This is a genomic window from Bartonella sp. TP (assembly GCF_030406085.1).
Classification (GTDB): Bacteria; Pseudomonadota; Alphaproteobacteria; order Rhizobiales; family Rhizobiaceae; genus CALTWN01.
The window spans coordinates 513333-532778 of the sequence record NZ_CP129002.1 but is presented as its reverse complement, the minus strand read 5'-3'; the positions used below and the strand labels follow the sequence as shown (position 1 = coordinate 532778).

At 45.5% G+C, this 19446-nt stretch carries 17 protein-coding genes; 7 read left to right on the top strand and 10 right to left on the bottom strand.

Going from position 1 to position 19446, the window contains the following annotated elements; genetic code table 11:
* Positions 1 to 3: 3 nt before the first annotated feature.
* The 3 genes from QVL57_RS02605 to QVL57_RS02595 form a co-directional block, all read right to left on the bottom strand.
* Positions 4 to 741: an outer membrane beta-barrel protein gene (locus QVL57_RS02605; protein ID WP_290077278.1), complete on the bottom strand. Its 738-nt coding sequence runs from the start codon at positions 739 to 741 to the stop codon at positions 4 to 6.
* A 101-nt stretch (positions 742 to 842) separates the two neighbouring features.
* Positions 843 to 4361, bottom strand: a complete 3519-nt coding sequence (locus QVL57_RS02600; RefSeq protein WP_290077277.1) for a translocation/assembly module TamB domain-containing protein — start codon at positions 4359 to 4361, stop codon at positions 843 to 845.
* A complete protein-coding gene (locus QVL57_RS02595; protein WP_290077276.1) occupies positions 4361 to 6229 on the bottom strand; it encodes a BamA/TamA family outer membrane protein in 1869 nt (622 codons plus the stop codon). Before QVL57_RS02595 ends, QVL57_RS02600 begins: the two co-directional genes overlap by 1 nt.
* A gap of 196 nt (positions 6230 to 6425) precedes the next feature.
* On the opposite strand from QVL57_RS02595, the gene dnaK reads away from it, so the two are divergent.
* The 4 genes from dnaK to QVL57_RS02575 all read left to right on the top strand — a co-directional run bounded on the left by dnaK (position 6426) and on the right by QVL57_RS02575 (position 10626).
* Entirely contained in the window at positions 6426 to 8327 is a 1902-nt protein-coding gene (gene dnaK / locus QVL57_RS02590; RefSeq protein ID WP_290077275.1) for a molecular chaperone DnaK, read from the top strand.
* Between the two features lie 65 nt (positions 8328 to 8392).
* On the top strand, positions 8393 to 9526 hold the full coding sequence (gene dnaJ / locus QVL57_RS02585; RefSeq protein ID WP_290077273.1) for a molecular chaperone DnaJ: 1134 nt from the start codon (positions 8393 to 8395) through the stop codon (positions 9524 to 9526).
* Between the two features lie 65 nt (positions 9527 to 9591).
* Positions 9592 to 10092 carry a peptidoglycan-binding protein LysM gene (lysM, locus tag QVL57_RS02580; RefSeq protein WP_290077272.1) on the top strand — a complete coding sequence of 167 codons (501 nt, stop codon included), beginning with the start codon at positions 9592 to 9594 and terminating at the stop codon, positions 10090 to 10092.
* A 135-nt stretch (positions 10093 to 10227) separates the two neighbouring features.
* Positions 10228 to 10626 carry a DUF930 domain-containing protein gene (locus QVL57_RS02575; protein WP_290077271.1) on the top strand — a complete coding sequence of 133 codons (399 nt, stop codon included), beginning with the start codon at positions 10228 to 10230 and terminating at the stop codon, positions 10624 to 10626.
* Here QVL57_RS02575 and QVL57_RS02570 read toward each other — a convergent pair.
* Positions 10611 to 11846 carry an MFS transporter gene (locus QVL57_RS02570; protein ID WP_290077269.1) on the bottom strand — a complete coding sequence of 412 codons (1236 nt, stop codon included), beginning with the start codon at positions 11844 to 11846 and terminating at the stop codon, positions 10611 to 10613. The genes QVL57_RS02575 and QVL57_RS02570 overlap by 16 nt on opposite strands.
* 29 nt (positions 11847 to 11875) lie before the next feature.
* On the opposite strand from QVL57_RS02570, the gene dapE reads away from it, so the two are divergent.
* Positions 11876 to 13012, top strand: coding sequence for a succinyl-diaminopimelate desuccinylase (gene dapE, locus QVL57_RS02565; protein ID WP_290077267.1), 1137 nt, complete (start codon positions 11876 to 11878; stop codon positions 13010 to 13012).
* Positions 13013 to 13258: 246 nt separating this feature from the next.
* Here the strand turns inward: dapE and ytpR are convergent, their stop codons facing one another.
* The 5 genes from ytpR to infC all read right to left on the bottom strand — a co-directional run bounded on the left by ytpR (position 13259) and on the right by infC (position 17901).
* A complete protein-coding gene (ytpR, locus tag QVL57_RS02560) occupies positions 13259 to 15529 on the bottom strand; it encodes a YtpR family tRNA-binding protein (RefSeq protein ID WP_290077265.1) in 2271 nt (756 codons plus the stop codon).
* Positions 15526 to 16569 carry a phenylalanine--tRNA ligase subunit alpha gene (gene pheS / locus QVL57_RS02555; RefSeq protein ID WP_290077264.1) on the bottom strand — a complete coding sequence of 348 codons (1044 nt, stop codon included), beginning with the start codon at positions 16567 to 16569 and terminating at the stop codon, positions 15526 to 15528. Before pheS ends, ytpR begins: the two co-directional genes overlap by 4 nt.
* A gap of 31 nt (positions 16570 to 16600) precedes the next feature.
* Positions 16601 to 17002: a 50S ribosomal protein L20 gene (gene rplT / locus QVL57_RS02550; protein ID WP_290077262.1), complete on the bottom strand. Its 402-nt coding sequence runs from the start codon at positions 17000 to 17002 to the stop codon at positions 16601 to 16603.
* A 17-nt stretch (positions 17003 to 17019) separates the two neighbouring features.
* Positions 17020 to 17223 carry a 50S ribosomal protein L35 gene (gene rpmI / locus QVL57_RS02545; protein ID WP_290077260.1) on the bottom strand — a complete coding sequence of 68 codons (204 nt, stop codon included), beginning with the start codon at positions 17221 to 17223 and terminating at the stop codon, positions 17020 to 17022.
* A 111-nt stretch (positions 17224 to 17334) separates the two neighbouring features.
* The gene (gene infC, locus QVL57_RS02540; RefSeq protein ID WP_290077259.1) at positions 17335 to 17901 is read right to left on the bottom strand and encodes a translation initiation factor IF-3; all 567 of its coding nucleotides are present in this window, start codon (positions 17899 to 17901) and stop codon (positions 17335 to 17337) included.
* 58 nt (positions 17902 to 17959) lie between these two features.
* Here infC and QVL57_RS02535 point away from each other — a divergent pair, with 58 nt between their 5' ends.
* On the top strand, positions 17960 to 18718 hold the full coding sequence (locus tag QVL57_RS02535) for an alpha/beta hydrolase (RefSeq protein ID WP_290077257.1): 759 nt from the start codon (positions 17960 to 17962) through the stop codon (positions 18716 to 18718).
* Positions 18711 to 19211, top strand: coding sequence for a SprT family zinc-dependent metalloprotease (locus QVL57_RS02530; protein ID WP_290077256.1), 501 nt, complete (start codon positions 18711 to 18713; stop codon positions 19209 to 19211). Before QVL57_RS02535 ends, QVL57_RS02530 begins: the two co-directional genes overlap by 8 nt.
* On the opposite strand, the gene QVL57_RS02525 is transcribed toward QVL57_RS02530, so the two are convergent.
* The gene (locus QVL57_RS02525; protein ID WP_290077255.1) at positions 19192 to 19419 is read right to left on the bottom strand and encodes a glutaredoxin domain-containing protein; all 228 of its coding nucleotides are present in this window, start codon (positions 19417 to 19419) and stop codon (positions 19192 to 19194) included. The two genes, QVL57_RS02530 and QVL57_RS02525, sit on opposite strands and share 20 nt — an antisense overlap.
* Between the last annotated feature and the right edge of the window lie 27 nt (positions 19420 to 19446).

Here is a 19446-nt window from a genome sequence, read left to right as displayed (position 1 = left end):
CTTTTAGAATTTATACGCGGCGCCGATACGAATTTCATGAGATTTTGTAGCGATATTTGCATCTACACGCTGTAAAATATTAGCAACATCAACGAGGTATAGATCTTTAATCTTAACGTTGTTAAAGCGATAATCTAGGCGTAAGAGTACATTATGAGCTACAGCATAATCTACACCGCCGCCGATATTCCATCCGATATAAGCTTTTTGTTTGTTAACAGAAGCAGGGATGGCGTTATCATTATATAGGCTGAGTGCTCCCCTTGTCGCTGAAAGCCCGCCAGCTATATAGGGCAAAACACAGCCCTGGGCAAATCCCAGTCTTACCCGAGCGGCTGCTAAAGCGCTTTCTTTATATTTATTATAACCTTGAAGTTCACTTCTAGATTCTACGGAATGGTAATCAATATTACCGTCTAGGCCTAAAATGGCATGGTGACCAATAGCAACATTATAGCCTGCAAATAATCCTACTGATGGCTGTTCCTTTGGCTTAATAACAACGCTTGCAAGGTCATCATCCCCATCAATGCCATGGAATTTAGTCATTACCAAACCCATTTCCGCTCCTAGATAAGGCCCCGCCCAGCTGAAAACTGGCGCAGGTGGCATTACTACAACTTGCGTTACTGGTGTTGGTTGCTTAATACGACGCGGATGATGCTTTACTATATCAGCGGCATTCGCACTAGATGCACCAGCTAATATTATTACGCTGGATAATAGAGTTTTCATATTCATAATTATCTTCCTGTTTGCATTATGCGGTTAAGTTATTAGAATATAAAATAGAATGCAAGTATGTGGATGAAAAATATATAAACTGTGTTATAAATATCACATCAATAATCTTTTTCAAAGAAAATACCGGCACTGTTATTGCTGTCGGAGCTAATTCGGGCTTTTGTTTTTACATGTTGGCTTAGGTCCCAGTTTATTGTGGCTTTTGTGCGGCCTTTTTGCGTGGCGCTTAGATTTATATAGGTGCTTCTGGTTAGGTACCGCCCGGCGCTAAGGCCGATATCGCCATTTTCGTCACTATTGATATCTAAATTTGCCAGGCCAGAAGCTTGCCTTAGATTACCAATGACGTCGATATTATTGTCGCCAGAAAACTGGGCCAGAGTCGAAACAATTTGGGTAAGCTGCAGTGGCGAAAGGTGCTTTAAATCATGGTTGAATAACAAATGGGCTAATATTTCATCTTGCGGCAGATCGGGGCTAGAGGTTAGCAATATTTTCATGTCATTACTGGTCCCAGAAAGGCTAATATTTATGGCGATTTTATCCACTGTGGTGCTAGCGGTAAAATTTAACAAGGGCTGCAAATTGCCAGTTAGCGTGGCGGTGCCAGCATTTAGATTTAGGCGCTGGCCTAGCAGATTTATCTCACCACGAATCATCTTAAAACTACCCACTGGCTGCATGACTGGGCCAAGATTGCGCAGATTTATCTGCCCGCCTAGCTCTACATTTAGCCCCATACCATGCAGAAATAGCTTTTGCGGGGCGCTGATATTTATATTTAAATCGCTGATGAATTTACGCTTTGTGTTGTTATTGTGCTGCAGTAAATTCGCGCGTTTTAAGGTGCGCATTACGCAAATAGAAGGGTGAAGATGGCGAACAGGCAAAGGTTGGCGATTCGCTAGATTTTTGGTAACCAGCAGCTCGCTGGTCTCTAGCAGCACATCGCCAGTGATAATTGGATGGCTTAGCAAATCGCCCTTTATGCCCAGCTGCCCAGACATTATTGTACTAAATACGTCGCTATTGCTGTAATGCACATGGGTTAGGGTGATTTGTAAGTCGCTAAGCAGGGCTAATGGCTGGTTGAGCTTTATGCTACCACTGGCTTTGAGCTCGCCACCTTCCATTGCCTGAGCCTTGGCGCTGGTAAGGATGAGTTGGTTGCCTTGTAATTGCCCACTGATATTAATATGCTGTAGATGCACATTATGCTTTACATCATAAAAATTGCCTTCGGTTAGTTGCATTTGCCCAATGGCATTTAAGGAATTGGCATCTAGTTTAATATGAGCTTTTAGCGCTAGCTGGCCGTCGATATTGAAGGCTTGGTTGGTAAAAAATTGGTTGAATAAATTAAGATTTGCCTGGCCGTTGATATTGGCGTCTAGCTTTTTATAGCGCATATTATATGTGCCAATGGCGTGTAGCGGAATGGCTGGCGTTTCGCTATTTAAGGTAAAATTGAGATTCTGGCCCTGAATCTTTGCTTTAGCGCTGATTCTGATATCGGGTAATTTGGCTGCAATAAAGGGCTGCAAGAGATTTAGGTCTAAATGCTGCATGGTGATATTGCTGTGTTTATCGTCGCTATAATTCAAACTGCCGTTAAATCTCGTGCCATCCTGTATGCCTTGTATAGTGCCCAGCAGGCTATAATGGGGCGCTAGCCGATTTGTCCCGGCTATGGTCATTATAAATTTGGCGTGGCTATCTTCTAGCTTTTGCCCATTTATCTTTAAATTCTGCGGCTCGATTTGCGCGCCAAGGCTTAAGATATGATTGTGGCCTTGGGCGTTGAGTTTAATCTTGGCGCTGCCCGCTAGGCTTTCTTCTAGTGTTTTTAGCTGCTTTAGCGTTAGGTAAGCCTGTAGCGCGGCGGATTTTTTATTAAGCAAACCTTCGGCCTGGATATTAAGCTGTGTCGAATCAGCGGCAAAAGATTTAAAGCCGAGCCCAGCAGCTTGATAAAGCACTGTGCCGGAAAGATTCGTTTTGGGCATAAATAAAGGGCGAAAGCGTGCGGGCAGGCTGGTAAAAGCAAGATTTTTAAAATAGCCAGTAAGCTCTTGGCTAACCAAGAGCTTTGAAGGCTTAAGGCTAGAAAAATCAATATGGCTTTTGCCCTGTATATTAATTATACCAGCCCAGGCTTTGCCAAAAAAGCCGCCAAGCGTGCGTAAATCCGTAATGTCGATTTTGCTATAGCCATCAAAATTGTGATTCTGTATCGTGCCGCTGGTTTGTATCTGGGTATTGGCAGTGGTAAAAACTAGCTTTTTTATTAAAATCGGTGCCGGGCCGAATAATTGTGCATCGCCATTTAGCATGATTCGGGTTTTGGCATGCTGCAAATGGCCCGTAGCTTGCAGAGTTACATAGTGGGTTTCGGGATCTTCCAAGCGCTGCGCCAGGCCGTTTAATTGCAAATGCGCGCTAAAGGGTGCAGCTTGGTTGCTGGCTTTGAAATCTTGTATATTTAGCTCGCCTTCCCAATGGTCGGTATTGGCGGCGCCATAATCTAAGCGCAATATTGCTTGGCTAGCTGTCATATGGCCGTCATTAAAAGGCAGTTTGATTGGCTCATGTGCGCGGCTTGGCTTTAGCCGGGCCAGAACAAAGGCGCGGCGCAAAAAACCGTCGGGCATTAGGCTGCCATAGGCGTCTAGCGACAATATGCTACCTTCGATTTTTGCCTCATGCACGATTATGCTGTGATCGGGGCGAATATCGGCATTTAGCCACAGGGCAGTGTTATTATCGAATAGGGGTTGATAGATTGGCGGCATAATTATGCGCACCGGGCCGCTTAGGTCGAGCTGAATATGCTTGCCTTCTGCCTCTGAGGGCTGAATGCGCAGATGCCCGTCTAGCACATCTTTATCACCTGCCTGGGTGCTTAGATTCAGCTGCATATCCGACAGAGTGCCGCCGCCTTCTAGCTTTAGCGCTAATTTTGGCCTGCCCTCAATTTGCAACAGATTCGCGATAATGCCATTTGCGCTTTCAAAAGCATCTAATTTTATCTGCAATTGCTTGCTTAGCGTGCTATAGCTGGCATTTAGCTCTAGCTGGCCGGGTGCGTCGGTTCTTTGTAATTTTAAATTGGTGGCTAAATTATGGTCAATAAATTTACTAGAACCTTTTATGGTCAAGCGCGCGGCCACGCCAAAAGCTGGCTGGGCAAATTCGATATTATTAAAATCTACTTGGTTAATGTCGATATTAACGGGTAAATCGCTAATGCTAAAGCCGTAATCTGGATGCTCGCTAGAATGCTGCGGCTGGCGCAAGAGAGTTAATTTTTGCGCACTAAGCTTGTTTATTACCAGATAGCCTTGTAAAAGAGCCGAGCGCTGCCAGTCTATTTGCGCCTGCTGAATATCTAGCCAAACGCCATTTTGGTCAGAAATGGTGATTCGGTCTATATTTGCCTTGGCGGACAACGCGCCATGCACACCCTGAAAATGTATTTGGCGCTGTGGTGTAGAGATTTGTTGCTCTAGATAATTAAGAATCCAGGAGTTTTCTTCGGCATTATCCGCCACCGCGCCGCTTATTATCAGCACCAGCAGGGCGATTAATATTGTAGCGAGCAGGCTTCTATTGGCCATTAGAATACCTCACCAATGCCGATATAAAGCTGCAGCTTTGGGTCATTTTTTGTCTGGTGCAGCGGGCGGGCGATATCTAGGCGCAGGGGCCCCAAGCCAGAATTATAGCGCAGTCCAACGCCCACGCCAGTCTTGAGCTTAGCTTTAAAGTCTAGAGCCTTTGCCCCGACATAGCCGCTGTCAACAAAGCCAGTAGCGCCCCATTTATGCCATAGCTTAACGCGTAACTCAGCGCTGGTTAGGCCCAAACTTCTACCGCCAACTGCGCATTGCCGATTCTTGCCGTCGGCCGGGCAAATTACGCCAATAGATTTATAGCTATAGCCGCGAATTGAGCTGGAGCCACCAGCAAAATATTGCATGCTTAGCGGTAATTGCTGTAGATTGGCGCCGCCCAACATGCCCCATTTGCCACGCAGCGCCAAGATATAATTGGCGTTGTTATCTAGGGTTAGGTACGAGCGGCCCTCTAGCTCGACACGCGTGGCCAAATTGCCACCGCCGCTAGCGTAAAAGGGATTGAGCCGAATATTGGCAAATATACCGCGGCTTGGTGACAAATTATTATCACGTTTGTCGAGGCTAAAATTGGTATCCAATCCGATTAGATGAAAATGCCGGGCACCAAAACTATGAATTTTATCGCTACGGTCGCGTATATCGCTTAGATTTACATAGGCCGAGCCTAGCCATTGTTCGCTTAGCGGTTTGTAAATGCCCGCCTTGGCTTCTAGCTGCTTTGTATTATAATAGTCTGTATATTCGCTCCAGGCACGCAGGCTGGCAGCTGTGTGTGCATTATAATACCAGGTGCCGGGTTTGTCGAAGCTAATGGTGAAATCATAGCCAAAATGCTTGATTATTGGTGATTGCCGCTTGCGGCGCAGCGCATCGATATCAATGGCATTGCCCCCGGCTTTTAGAAATAGGCGCTCGCCATGGCCAAATAAATTGCGATGCAGCCAGGTTAGATTAACGCCCAGCCCGTCTTTGGTGGCAAATTCTAGCCCTGCGGTAATGCTGTGCAGCGGCTTTTCGGTTACTATTATACTCAGCGGTGTGGCGCCAGCACTATTATTCTTGCCGGGTCGCAATATTACAGTGCTGAATAGGTCTAAGCTCTCTAGATTATGCCGAATATCTTCCCTATTTTTTGGCGTATACAGGCTGCCGCTGGTAAAGCCGCTAAAATAGGCGATAAGCTTGCTATTTAAATGCGGGTAGGGCGTGGTGTTAATAATCTCTAACGTCGAGAAATATAGCTTGCGGCCCCGATCGATTAATATATCAATATCAATGCTATTTGTTTGATGTTGCGCGGTGATTCTGTTGTGCAGAATCTTGGGCCGAGAATAGCCAAGCTCTGCTAAATGATGCAAAATCTGCGTCTGTGCCTCTCTTATTATCGGCGCCTTTGCTGGCTCACCAGTGCGAAAACCTAGATTATGCGGCAAAAATAACGTTTCATCATAGTGGGTTTTTTTCCCCTGGGTAATGCTAGCGATATTTATGTTATGCAACTTAAAGATAGGGCCGGGCATTATAGTGATAATGATGTGGTTATGTTCCGGAAATCTGGTATTTGCAGCTAGATTATGCACCTCGCTACCATTAAGCTTAATGGAAAGCTGGCTGGCATAGAAAGCGTGATTCTGCATGGCGCTTACGATATTAGCGTAATCGCCCTTTGCCTTTAATAGCAGCCCGCTATCGCCATAGGCAGCGTTTTTCTGCTCGCGATATAGCAGGCTGGCGCTTTTGGCATTTGCCAGAGCTTTGCGTGCTTGCAGCGTATCGCGGCTGGTAAAAGTGCAGTCTTGTGGTTTAAGTAAAACAAAGCGTACATCATAATAGCGTGGCGCTTGCAATGTTTGAGCTAAGGCAGAGCTAGAACAGAGGCAAATCAGAGTCAAAAAAAGGTAGTATAAATATCTCATTTCGGCTGCTGAGTGTAAGCGCAAAAGGTAAATAAATCTGCAATAAGTTAGGCTTTCAACTTGCAGAGGGGTTTGCCCATGCTTATATAAATTTTAATGAATAAAGCCGACTATATGGGGGTATTTAATGGCAAAAGTTATAGGTATAGATTTAGGAACCACAAATTCTTGTGTGGCGGTGATGGACGGTGGCAGCGCTAAGGTTATAGAAAACGCGGAAGGCGCGCGTACTACGCCTTCCATCGTGGCCTTTACCGACAATGGCGAGCGTTTGGTAGGGCAGCCCGCAAAAAGACAAGCAGTAACCAATCCAGCAGGTACAATCTTTGCGGTTAAGCGCCTTATCGGCCGCCGTTTTGAAGATGCCGCGGTTAAGAAAGACAAAGAGCTAGTACCGTATAAAATAGAAAAAGGCGACAATGGCGATGCTTGGGTAGAAGTGGCTGGCAAGAAATATTCGCCCTCGCAAATTTCTGCTATGACGCTACAAAAAATGAAAGAAACTGCCGAATCTTATCTGGGCGAAAAAGTTAGCCAAGCAGTTATCACCGTACCAGCCTATTTTAACGACGCGCAGCGCCAAGCCACCAAAGATGCGGGTAAAATCGCTGGTCTGGAAGTGCTACGTATTATCAACGAGCCAACGGCGGCGGCCCTGGCCTATGGTCTGGACAAAAAAGACGGCAAAACTATAGCTGTATATGATTTAGGCGGCGGTACTTTTGACGTTTCTGTTTTGGAAATTGGCGATGGTGTGTTTGAGGTTAAATCTACCAATGGTGACACTTTCTTGGGTGGTGAAGATTTTGATATGCGCTTGGTTAGCTATCTTGCGGATGAGTTCAAAAAAGAGCAAGGTATTGATCTAAAAAGCGACAAATTGGCTTTGCAAAGATTAAAAGAAGCTGCGGAAAAAGCGAAAATAGAGCTTTCCAGCGCGGCCCAAACCGAAATCAACCTGCCCTTCATTACAGCTGATGCTAGTGGACCTAAGCATTTAACACTTAAGCTAACACGGGCAAAGTTTGAATCTTTAGTAGAAGATTTAGTACAGCGTACGATTGAGCCGTGCAAAGCCGCACTGAAGGACGCTGGCCTAAGCGCTAGCGAAATTTCCGAAGTGGTGCTAGTGGGCGGTATGACGCGTATGCCAAAAATCCAAGAAGTGGTTAATAAATTTTTTGGCAAAGAAGCGCATAAGGGCGTGAATCCAGACGAAGTTGTGGCCATGGGTGCAGCAATTCAGGCTGGTGTGCTACAGGGTGATGTTAAGGACGTGTTGTTGCTTGACGTTACGCCGCTTTCTTTGGGTATTGAAACTTTGGGCGGGGTGTTTACCCGGCTTATTGAGCGCAATACGACGATACCAACGAAAAAATCGCAAACTTTCTCTACCGCAGAAGATAGCCAGTCGGCAGTTACGATTCGTGTATCGCAGGGCGAGCGCGAAATGGCTGCGGACAATAAGCTTTTGGCACAGTTTGACCTGGTGGGAATTGCGCCAGCACCGCGCGGCGTGCCGCAAATCGAGGTTACCTTTGATATCGACGCTAATGGTATAGTAAATGTCTCGGCAAAAGATAAGGGCACAGGCAAGGAGCATCAGGTGCAAATCCAGGCTTCTGGTGGCTTGTCAGAAGCCGATATTCAAAAAATGGTAAAGGATGCCGAGCAAAATGCCGAGGCAGATAAGCAGCGCAAAGCGTTGGTTGAGGCAAGAAATCACGGTGAATCCTTGGTCCATTCTAGCGAAAAATCATTAAAAGAGCATGGTGAAAAGCTGGGCGAAGAAGATAGAGAAGCGATTAAAACTGCAATTTCTGAATTGCAAGAAGCGCTACAATCGGATAATGTAGATAAGATTGCTAGCAAAACCGCAGAACTTGAGCAAGCTAGTATGAAGCTGGGCCAAGCTATCTACGAATCTAGCAAGGCGAATGCAGAGGCACATGGCGATGCTGGGCATGCTCATGACAATCCAAAAGATGTAGTGGATGCTGAGTTTGAAGAAGTAGACCATAAAAAATAATAAAATTAACTGCAGCGGGGGGCGTGGTCTCCCTGCTGCCCCTTCATTTTACCCTTAGATAGAAAATGAAAATAGATTATTACGAAGTATTAGGTGTAGCTCGCGATTGCGACGATAAAACAATAAAAACTGCATTTCGCAAATTAGCCATGCAGTATCACCCCGATAAAAATCCGGGTAATATCGAGGCAGAACAAAAATTCAAAGAATTAGGCGAAGCCTATGAAATATTGCGCGACCCACAAAAACGCGCCGCTTATGACCGCTATGGCCATGACGCTTTTGCAGGAGGCGCCGGTGGGCAGAATCCGTTTGGCGATATGGGGGGCAGCCCTTTTGGTGGCTTTGCCGATATTTTCAGCGACATGTTTGGCGATATTATGGGGGGGGGCATGTCGGCCCAGGCCGACCCACGCCAGCGCGGCTCTGATCTGCGCTATAATATGACTATCAGCCTGGCCGAGGCCTATAGTGGGCTAGAAAAGCAAATTGACATTAAAGCGGCCACGCAATGCGACGAATGCAATGGCTCGGGAGCGCAAGATGGCACAGCGCCGCAGACCTGCCCGCAATGCCATGGTGCTGGCCGCGAGCGGATAAGGCAGGGCTTTTTTGCCATAGAGCGCACTTGTTCTACTTGCCATGGCCGCGGAGAAATTGTGGCAAATCCATGCAAGAAATGCGGCGGTGCTGGCCGGGTAGAAAAACATCGCCAGATTAATGTGCGCATTCCAAAAGGTGTAGACACGGATACGCGGTTGCGGCTTAGCAATGAGGGCGAAGCAGGGCTTTTTGGTGGGCCAAGTGGTGATTTATATATTTTTCTAACGGTAAAAGAGCATGAGCTATTCCAGCGAGAAAATGCCGATTTATATTGTCGCGTGCCAATTAGCATGACCAAGGCGGCACTGGGCGGCACTATTAGCGTTACTAGCCTTAGCGGCAAGCAGCATGAGGTAAAGATACCTGTTGGCGCACAAAATGGCAAAAAACTACGCCTGAGCGGCGAGGGTATGCCGGTTTTGCAAAAATCTGGCTACGGCGATTTGTACATTCTGCTTCAGATTGAAACGCCGCAAAACCTTAATGCCAAGCAGCGCGAGCTCTTGCAACAATTTGAAAAATTGTCGAAGAGCGAAAATAGCCCTACAAGCTCTGGGTTTTTCAATCGTATGCGAGAATTTTTTACTCATCTTTAATAGCAACTCCTAGGGCTGTAAGGCGTTTTAGTTAATTAGCTAAATACAGAATAAGGAGAAAGAAGATGGGACTATTTGACTTTGTGAAAGAAGCCGGGCACAGGCTTTTAAACGATATGGGTGATACAGCCAAAAGCGCAGCCTCGAATATAGGCCAACAAGTTGTCGCAGATAATGTTAAAAAGCATTTAGACAAATATAATATCGGTACAGAAAATGTTAATGTAAAGGTAGATGGCGACAAGGCGCTTTTGAGCGGCGAGGTAACTGACCAAGCATCGTTAGAAAAAGCTGTGCTGGCTGTTGGCAATTTGCTAGGCATTTCTCATGTTAACGCTAGTGAGCTCAAAGTGCAAAACAATAATACTAGCATGGGCGGAAAAAACAGCCGATTTTATGAGGTTAAGCGTGGTGATAGCCTATGGCAAATAGCAGAGTCGGTTTATGGCGCTGCCAATGGCGACAAATATAAAGTTATCTTTGAAGCCAACAAGCCTATGCTAAGCTCGCCCGACGATATTTTTCCGGGTCAAATGTTGCGTATCCCAAATATAGACGCAGCATAGCACAAGGCTAGTAGCCTGGACAGCAAATAGGGCCTGCTGTTCGGGTTTTGCCGATTTCTTGTGGCTTTGAGCCTTGCCATCAGTTTCTATATCTGCTAGTACTAGATAAGTTTTAGTTAGTTTATAGGAAGAATTATGCAGGTTAGAATTTGGTATGCTATGGTAATTTTAGTGCCTTCTTTTCTTGCGGGCTCTGTGGCTAATGCGATGAGCCCGCTTTTGCGTGAAGAGTTGAAGCGGTTAGACCCGCAAACGCGGCTTGAGCAGCGCTGTGATATCGAAGCGATGGAAGCTATTGCAAAATCTACCAAATTCTCGCCAGATAAAGCTATAGCCTATGCTTTTGCTGACCCCATAACGACCAAAGACACTATAAACGCTAAGGGTGCAGCTTTTCGGGCGCGCGGCAAATGGTACCATTTTAGCTTTTTCTGCTTAGGTACTGCAGATCATCTTGGTATAGTTAAATTTGATTATCGTCTGGGCGAAAAAGTCCCGCGTGACCAATGGGACGCGCATTATTTGGTGCCATAAGGCTCTGCTTTAGGAAAGACAAGAAAGACTACGGCGCCTATGGTGAGTGCTAGCAATAAATAGTAAAAGGCCATGTAATTATTGTGATAATAATGCTGCAGGGCGGTTATAGCCATATTGGTGGTGCCGCCAAAAAGAGCCACGCCAATGCAGTAGGATATAGCGTTGCTCCTGGCTCTGATTTGTGTTGGAAAAACCTGCAGAATAAATAAACCGCTCACCGTCATCAGCATACCAATATGGGTTACGCAGAGTAGGTAGCTGCTAATAAAGCAAAGTGAATTGGCCGCTGCTAAAGTAGTAAAGCTGATATAGGCCAAGCCAGCAATTGCGCCGAGCAAATAAACAATCAGCGCTTTTTGTCGCTGTACCCTATCGCAAAACAGGCCGCCCAGCAGCGCACCAAAAGCCATAAACAAACCTGCATAGCTGGTGATAAGAAAATTGGCGCCAGCATTCTTAAAGCCAATTTGATTTAAAAAATGTGGCATATAAAATACCATACAGTAAATCGCCACGCTAGTCGGTAATATGCTCATAATGCTCAAGAAAATCTGACCCCAATATTGCTTTAATTGGGTTTTTTCAGTGGTGTCTGGGCGTTTATCTGCCTGCATATAGCTATAGCGACGCAGCATCAGCGCCAAGGGCGTTAGACACAGCCCTGCCAAAAATGGCAAGCGCCAGCCCCAATCATAGAGCTGCTGGTGGCTAAGCCAGATGTTTAGGCCCGCGGCAAAAGCAGCGCCCAAAAAGCTACTCAAACCTTGAGCCATAAATTGAAAACTCAGAAAGAGCCCCGGCCTGTACCCAGCCTCGATTAGTAAGCTAGAGGCCACGCTTGACTCACCGCCAGTAGCAAAGCCTTGGCAAAGGCGCGCCAAAACCAGTAATACCGGCGCTGCTGTGCCTATCATCGCGAAGCTTGGTAGACAACATAGCAGCAAATTTGCTGCTGCCATTAACATCATTGACCAATATAGTGCCAAAGTACGGCTTTTTTTATCTGCTATATAGCCCAGAATTATGCCGCCTAGTGGGCGAATTACAAAACCCAAAGCAAAAATACTAAAGGCAAGTAGCATAGAAATATAGGCGCTTTTATGCGGAAAAATCGCCGCCGCAATCTGGGCTGAAAAAAAGTTATAGACAGTGAAGTCAAAAAACTCTATAAAACTACCTAGAATTGTGATAAGGATAAATTCTACTTTACGGTACATAATGTTAATATAAAAGAGTAAAGAGTAACATGTCAAATAAAATTACTATAGAAGAGCTAAAAAATCCACTTTTTGTCCTACAAGAATTATTGCGATGTCCTTCGGTTACGCCAATCGAAGCGGGAGCACAGCAATTTATAGCCGAGTGCCTAGAGCCGCTGGGCTTTACTATTCAGCATTTGCCATTCGAAGCTGTGGCGAATCTTTATGCTAGCCGCCCTGGGGGTAAGGGCCGGCATCTGTTATTTTCTGGGCATAGTGACGTAGTGTCGCCTGGCGCGCCTGCTAGTTGGAGCCATGCGCCATTTTCTGGTATTATTGAGGGCGGGAGGATTTATGGTCGCGGCGCGCAGGATATGAAGGGCGCTATAGCCTGCTTTATCTCGGCTTTGGCTCGCGCTGGCGAAATAGATGCCACAATTTCTCTAGCTATAACGGCAGATGAAGAAGGCCCGGCTTTGGACGGCACGGTTAAATTATTGCAGCATGTGGCGCAGCAAGGTGAAAAATGGGACTTTGCGCTAGTTGGCGAGCCCACTTGCGGCGAGCAATTTGGTGACACTATTAAGATTGGCCGGCGTGGTAGCTTGAATGGCGTTTTGCATGTGCAAGGCGTGGGCGGCCATGTCGCTTATCCGCATTTGGCTGTTAATGGAGCGCATAAGCTTGCCAATTGTATATCTAAATTGCTGTCATTGCAGTTAGATCAAGGCAGCGAAAATTTCCAAGCTTCCAATTTAGAGGTTACGCAACTAGTTTCGTCAAGCAATTCGGATAATGTTATACCAGCTTTTGGATTTGCGCGCTTTAACATTAGATTTAATGATTTATGGACGCTCGAATCTTTAAAAGCGCGAATTGCGGAAAGCCTACCAAAAGATCCAGATATAGAGTTAGATTGGGTAGATGGCGCGAGCGAGAGTTTTTTACTGCCAGAACCGAAATTAGCCACTACGCTACAAGAGATTATAAAAAAAACTACCGGAATTAGTGCACGGCTTGATACTGGCGGCGGCACTTCTGATGCGCGTTTTATAAAAAATTACTGCCCAGTTGTAGAGTTTGGCCTGTGCGGTGGGCTTATGCATAAGCCCAATGAAAATGTGCCATTGCCTGAGTTAGAGGCTCTCACAAAGGTTTATACAGAATTGTTACAAATTGTATAAAATTGCTTGACAAAGTAATAAAACTAGTATAGAGTAATAGTTAGGATATAGTTAGAAACTATATGTTCTATTGTTTGAAGATCATTCAATTATCTTTCCATTATTGGCTCCCGCTATGCGGGGGCTCTTTTTTCGAGAAAGAGCATGTAAGCTAGCTATATTTCAAATGTTTATTTTTAACATTTTAACTCTCTTATCACTTTAAATTGCTGCACTCTTTAACTCCGGGTGCAGCCTTTTTTTTAGTCATGAGCGTAATTGCGCGCCAGTTTGTTTATATATGGCTTCTATTACCTTGCTACAGATAGCTTCAATCTGTGCAGCAGCTAGCGGCTGGGCTGGGCTAATTTTTAGCTCTAGTCCAACAGACTTCATGCCTGGTTCGATTGGCGAGCCCGTAAAAACATCAAAAACATTAATTTTGGTAATTAATTTATCGGCATTTGCGGCCGCTTTTTGCAATTTTGCCGCTTCTACGCTCTCTTCTACCACAAAGGCAAGATCACGATAGATATTTTGCTGTAATTGCGGTGTATAGGCGGTATTTTTTTTATTGCTGGCTAGCTTTGCTATAGTTTCTAAATCTAGTTCAAACATGACAAGAGCGTTTTTAACCGCAAAGAGTTCGCAAATATCCGGATGCAACTCACCAAAATGGCCTAGTACATTGGGGCCTAATTTTATTAAACCGCTGCGCCCTGGATGGTAAAAACTTGGCGCTTCGGGTTCAAAACTCAATTTATCTATATTGATGCCAGCAAGATCCAAAATGCTTATAGCGTCCTGCTTAGCGTCAAAAATATCAACAAATCCAGCATTGCCGCGCCAATGCCTAGCTTGCTGGCCGAATTTTGCTTGATTTTGCCGCAAGGCAGCCACAGATAATTCTTGCCCATTTTCGCTTGTGTTTTTGTAAATATGCGAAAGTTCAAATAAAGCCACATCTTTTTGCCCACGGGCAGCGCTATTAACTGCGGTGTTTATAAGGCCGGGCAGTAATGAAGGCCGCATGTCGCTCATATTTGCGGCGATGGGGTTGAGCAATTGCAGCTCTTCTGCCCCGCCGCCAAAAGCTTTTGCTTGCTCATGGCTAATGAAGGACCAGGAGAGGATTTCGCTAAAGCCGCAGGCGGCTAGACCATGTTTAACCAGGCGGCTAAGGTCCAAATGCTTGGCAAAAACCACAGGGGGCTGGCCTTCTTTTCGCGGCTGTGCCGGAGGTAGGGGCTGTGGTTCTAGCTTGCCCAGGCCATGGATGCGTATAATTTCTTCTACTAAATCGACGGGTTGGTGAAGGTCATGGCGCCAGCTAGGGATTGTTATAAGCTTGCCTTCTCTGGCGCAGCCGAGCTTTTGTAGAATATCATACATTGTTTCGTGTGCTATTTCTATGCTCGTTAAACGTTTTACTAAATCGGGGTCAAAAGGAATTGAGAAGGGGGTTGAGTTTTTTGGTCCCCCTAATTCTTTGCTTTGCCAGCCTAGAATTTGTTGTGCTTGTTGAAAGGCATAGGGGATTAACTCGCCATCGATGCCACGCTCTGCGCGATAGCGTTGCTCATTATTTATGCCTAATAACCGCCCCGCTATTGCTACTGGTTCTTGGTTCCAGTCTTCGCTCCAGAGTAATATATTGTTCATAGTTGGTTCAAAAACATGTTTTATAGAAGCGGTAACACCGCCGACGGCTTCGATGCCGTCTTTGCTCTTAAGCACCACAGTTTTGGGCGGTAATTTATAAGTTTTTCCGTTTGGCGCGTTAAAATCTTCTTCGTCTTGGAGCTCAACAGACTCAACATCGCCATTTAATTTATTGGCATTTAATGCTATTATTGGTACACCGATATCGAGGGCGATATAATTGCAGCAATCTTGAATGTTATTTTGTGGTTTTATGCCAGCCGCATTTAGCCGCTGTTGAATAGAGTCCGGTATCGCCTGGTTTGCTAGTTCTTTTAACTTGCCGAGGCCAAAAGCAGCCAAATCGCGTGCTATGCCGTGGACGCTTGTACAATCGGACCGATTCGGCGTTACGGAGATTTCTATTACCGGGTCGTTTAATTTGGCATAATTCGCGTAAGATTCGCCGATTGGCGCATCTGCTGGCAGTTCTAAAATACCGCCATTGTCATTTGGCAAGCCAAGCTCTGCGGCAGAGCACATCATGCCATGGCTAGTTTCGCCGCGAATTTTGCTAAGTTGAATAGTTAGCCCTAAATGCGGTAAATAAGTGCCGATCGGCGCCAAGACGCCACAAAGGCCCACCCTAGCATTTGCTGCACCGCAAACGATTTTTAAGGGATTGCCCTCGCCAATATCTACTTGCAGCAATTGCAGCTTATCGGCATTAGGATGCGGAGCGGCTTCGATTATCTGCGCGATTTTTAAGGGTGCTAGATAGGCTTTGTCATCAATGCTCTCTACCTCTAGCCCAAGCTGGGTGAGTGCTTCTGCAATCTGCTCAATTCTATGGTCGGTTTCTAAATGCTCTTTAAGCCAAGAAAGGGTAAACTTCATGCTATTTTACCTTGTGCTGTGAAGCCATAATGCTTAAGCCATTCGACATCTGCTTCAAAAAAGGCGCGTAAATCGCTAATGCCGTATTTTAGCATGGCCAGGCGCTCAATGCCCACGCCCCACGCAAAGCCTTGGCAATTACTAAAAGCTGGACCGCCATTGTGCAGCACATTTGGGTGCACCATGCCGCAGCCAAGAATCTCTAGCCACTGGCCATTGTTGACATTTGTGCAGCTAATATCAACCTCCATTGAGGGTTCGGTAAAGGGGAAAAAAGAGGGACGAAAGCGCATTTTGATGTTTGGGCTTTCAAAAAATTGCTTGCAGAATTCCTCTAATACCCAGCGTAGATTTGCCATATTCGCTTGTTTATCGATAACCAACCCTTCTAGCTGGTGAAACATCGGGGCGTGGGTGGCGTCATAATCCATGCGGTAAGTCTTGCCAGGAATTATAATGCGCAACGGCGGCTCCATGCATTGCATAGCGTGAATTTGTACTGGCGAAGTATGGGTGCGCAATAATTTATGGTTACCCTTTGCGTCCTTGGTTTTTAGAAAAAACGTGTCATGCATTGTACGTGCAGGATGATTCCGCGGAAAATTCAGCGCTGTGAAATTGTAATAATCCGTTTCGATATCATTGCCAGCGGCGATGTCAAAGCCCATTTTGCTGAAGATAGCATTCACTTCTTCCATAACTTTGGTTAAAGGATGCAGTCGGCCCTGTGTAAGAGGCAATGGCGGCATTGGCAGGCTAATATCTACTCGCTGTGCGGCCAAGAGCTCTTGCTTTGCTTGATTTTTGAACCAGGCCATCTTTGCTTCAAGCGCAGCATTTATCTGATTCTTTAAATCATTCAATACTGGGCCGTTAATCTGGCGCTCTGCCGGGCTCATTTGCCCCAGTTGTTTCAACAAATTGGAAACCTGGCCCTGGCGACCTAAAAGCTCAATTTTTTGTTGCTCTACTTGTGCAAGCTCGCTACAAGCTTCTATGCGGTTAAGCAATTGCGTCTTTAGGTCGTTTATATTGTCCATAGCCCTATCTCATAATATTGCTGAGTAGGGTTTAAGCCGCCACCGCATTATAAGCAGACTCATCTATCTCTTTTAGATAGGCTAGAGCTTCGCGGGATTTATTAACCAAAGCTGTAAAGCTTGCTGGTTCTTCTATCGCCAATTGCGAAAGTAGCTTGCGATCTACCTCGATACCAGCTTTGATTAAACCATCGATAAAGCGACCATAGCTCAGGCCATGCTCGCGGCATGCCGCGTTGATGCGCTGAATCCATAGAGCACGGAATGTACGTTTTCTATTTTTTCTATCGCGATAGGCATATTGCTTGGCTCTATCTACGGCTGCTTTTGCTGCGCGTATGGTATTTTTGCGTCGGCCATAAAAGCCAGCAGCTTGTTTTAAAACTTTTTTGTGTTTTGCGTGCGACGTTACGCCGCGTTTAACTCTTGCCATGATATAGCTCCAAAATTCTACAAACCGTTTGGTAAATAATTATGCGTAATTTTCTTCGCATCTACGGGGCTTAGCACCATAGTGCCGCGCGCATCCCTGATGAATTTATTGCTTCTTTTGATCATGCCATGGCGTTTGCCAGCGGCGGCGGCTTTAACCAGGCCCGTTGCCGTGATCTTAAACCGCTTTTTTGCGGATGATTTCGTTTTCATTTTGGGCATTTCGCTCTCCATCTTCATGAAAGTTTAAGCTAGATAGCCGATCAAGGCATGCCCTGCCCGACGGCTATGTGATGTATAAGCTTTAATATAATTAGGCTAATTTTGCAAGTATTATTTTGGCGCCAAGATCATTATCATTTGCCGACCTTCCATTTTGGGGGCAAATTCTATTTTGCAGTTTTCACCCACATCTTCGATTATGCGGTTTAGCAATTTTTCGCCTAAATCCTGGTGGGCTAACTCGCGGCCACGAAAGCGCATTGTAACCTTGACCTTATCCCCTTCGCTTAAAAAGCGTATGATTGCTCGCAATTTTACATCATAATCATGGGTGTCGATATTTGGCCTTAGCTTTATTTCTTTTACCTCAACCGTTTTCTGATTCTTACGCGCTAGAGCTGCTTTTTTCTGCGTTTGATATTTTAGCTTGCCCAGATCGGTTATTTTACAAACTGGGGGCGTGGCTGTTGGTACAATTTCTACCAAATCTAGCCCGGCTTCTTCTGCCATGGCAATGGCAGTGCGTGTATTCACTACCCCTAGATTTTGCCCCGACACATCTATCAGTTGTATTTGCTCTGCTAGAATATCACGATTTGCGTTTGGCCCGTCTTTTTTTACGGTTGCAGCTTTACTACTTGGTCGGCGAATGGTATATCTCCTTTGTGCTATGATCATTCAATTCTATGATATATAGCAACTATATTTTAATAAAACAATATAGGGAAGCGCTGTTATGATAGAAAAAATTATTGTTGATGGGCGCACTATAGCGGTAGATGTTGCCAGGCCCCAGGGGGCCACGCATAATTTACTGTGGTTGCCGGGTTATTTGGCAGATATGAGTGGTACTAAGGCGAGTTTTCTGAGCCAATTTTGTGCGCAGAAGAATTTGGGTATTATTCGTTTTGACTATAGCGGGGTGGGTCTTTCTGCTGTTGGTGGGCAAGAATTTCTGCAGGCCACGCTAAGTGACTGGCTTAGCGAAGTGTTGCATATTTATAAATTATATAATGACAAGCCAATGATTTTGGTTGGTTCTTCTTGCGGTGGTTGGTTGGCTCTGCTGGCTAGTTTGGCGTTGCAAAAAATAGGCCAGGCTCCAGAAGCCTTGGTGCTTTTGGCTCCGGCGCCGGATTTTACTAGCATTTTATGGCGCGATAAATTTACACAGCAGCAGCAAAGTGAGCTTGTAGAACAGGGCGTTGTTTATTTTGGCGAAGAGAAGGTGCCTTTTTCGCAAAAATTTATTGACGATGCTCAGCAACATCATTTATTAGATGGGCTAATAGAGATTAATTCGCCAATTTATATCCTGCAAGGCCAGCAAGATAACGTAGTGCCGCCAGAGCATAGCCTGGCTTTGCTACATAGATTGGTCGGCTGTGATGTTAGTCTTTCGCTGTTAAAAGATGGGGACCATCGTTTGTCTGGAATAAGTGATTTGCAGAAACTCACGCAGATTATTGGCGATATTGTTGAAGAAAATGGGTAATATAGTAGGCCCCGACAAGATAATATATTATCTGGGTGCACCATATAAAATAGTGCATATTGGTGGCCGGGGCTTGTGCCATTTATGTGCTGGTGAGATTTACGTACCCGGCCAGCCGGAGCATTTGCCGCGCCGCTTGCAGGATTTCTATCACAGTCAAGCTGCCCGAATCATGCTGCCTATTATTTATGAATATAGCGAGCAATTAGGCGTTAGCTTCAAGCGCGTTCGTTTTAAAGATACGCGGTCGCGCTGGGGCTCGGCTAGTAGCTTGGGCAATTTATCGTTTAGCTGGCGTATTATGATGGCGCCAGAGCCTATAGTGCGCTATTTAATAGCCCACGAGGTAGCGCATTTGCGCCATATGAATCATAGCGAGTTATTTTGGCAAACTTGCGCTTTGCTGTGCCCACAATGGCAAGAATATCAAGACTGGCTAAAGCGCAATGGTGAGGCGATGATGAGCGTGGTTTTTAAAAATCATCGGGGCTAAGATGCTCTTGCAAAGCTTCAAATCCGCCAATATGCTTGCCATTATCGTCAAATACTTGCGGAAAAGTCTTATAGCCGTTGGATTTAAATAATGCTACTTCGGCTGGGGTTTTATAGCTTTGTTCTTTATATTCAATATTATGCTTGCGCAACAGTTCTTTTGCTCTGTCGCACCAGGGGCAGCCCGGTTTACTGTGAATAATATACATTCTACATCCCTCTATTGTAAATTTTAA

Coding starts and splice junctions, on each gene's coding strand:
- infC (WP_290077259.1), bottom strand. CDS start 17,901: ATGATCATAGCACAAAGGAGATATACCATTCGCCGACCAAGTAGTAAA.
- QVL57_RS02605 (WP_290077278.1), bottom strand. CDS start 741: ATGAATATGAAAACTCTATTATCCAGCGTAATAATATTAGCTGGTGCA.
- QVL57_RS02600 (WP_290077277.1), bottom strand. CDS start 4,361: ATGGCCAATAGAAGCCTGCTCGCTACAATATTAATCGCCCTGCTGGTG.
- lysM (WP_290077272.1), top strand. CDS start 9,592: ATGGGACTATTTGACTTTGTGAAAGAAGCCGGGCACAGGCTTTTAAAC.
- dnaJ (WP_290077273.1), top strand. CDS start 8,393: ATGAAAATAGATTATTACGAAGTATTAGGTGTAGCTCGCGATTGCGAC.
- QVL57_RS02570 (WP_290077269.1), bottom strand. CDS start 11,846: ATGTACCGTAAAGTAGAATTTATCCTTATCACAATTCTAGGTAGTTTT.
- QVL57_RS02575 (WP_290077271.1), top strand. CDS start 10,228: ATGCAGGTTAGAATTTGGTATGCTATGGTAATTTTAGTGCCTTCTTTT.
- QVL57_RS02535 (WP_290077257.1), top strand. CDS start 17,960: ATGATAGAAAAAATTATTGTTGATGGGCGCACTATAGCGGTAGATGTT.
- QVL57_RS02525 (WP_290077255.1), bottom strand. CDS start 19,419: ATGTATATTATTCACAGTAAACCGGGCTGCCCCTGGTGCGACAGAGCA.
- rplT (WP_290077262.1), bottom strand. CDS start 17,002: ATGGCAAGAGTTAAACGCGGCGTAACGTCGCACGCAAAACACAAAAAA.
- dnaK (WP_290077275.1), top strand. CDS start 6,426: ATGGCAAAAGTTATAGGTATAGATTTAGGAACCACAAATTCTTGTGTG.
- rpmI (WP_290077260.1), bottom strand. CDS start 17,223: ATGCCCAAAATGAAAACGAAATCATCCGCAAAAAAGCGGTTTAAGATC.
- QVL57_RS02530 (WP_290077256.1), top strand. CDS start 18,711: ATGGGTAATATAGTAGGCCCCGACAAGATAATATATTATCTGGGTGCA.
- pheS (WP_290077264.1), bottom strand. CDS start 16,569: ATGGACAATATAAACGACCTAAAGACGCAATTGCTTAACCGCATAGAA.
- ytpR (WP_290077265.1), bottom strand. CDS start 15,529: ATGAAGTTTACCCTTTCTTGGCTTAAAGAGCATTTAGAAACCGACCAT.
- dapE (WP_290077267.1), top strand. CDS start 11,876: ATGTCAAATAAAATTACTATAGAAGAGCTAAAAAATCCACTTTTTGTC.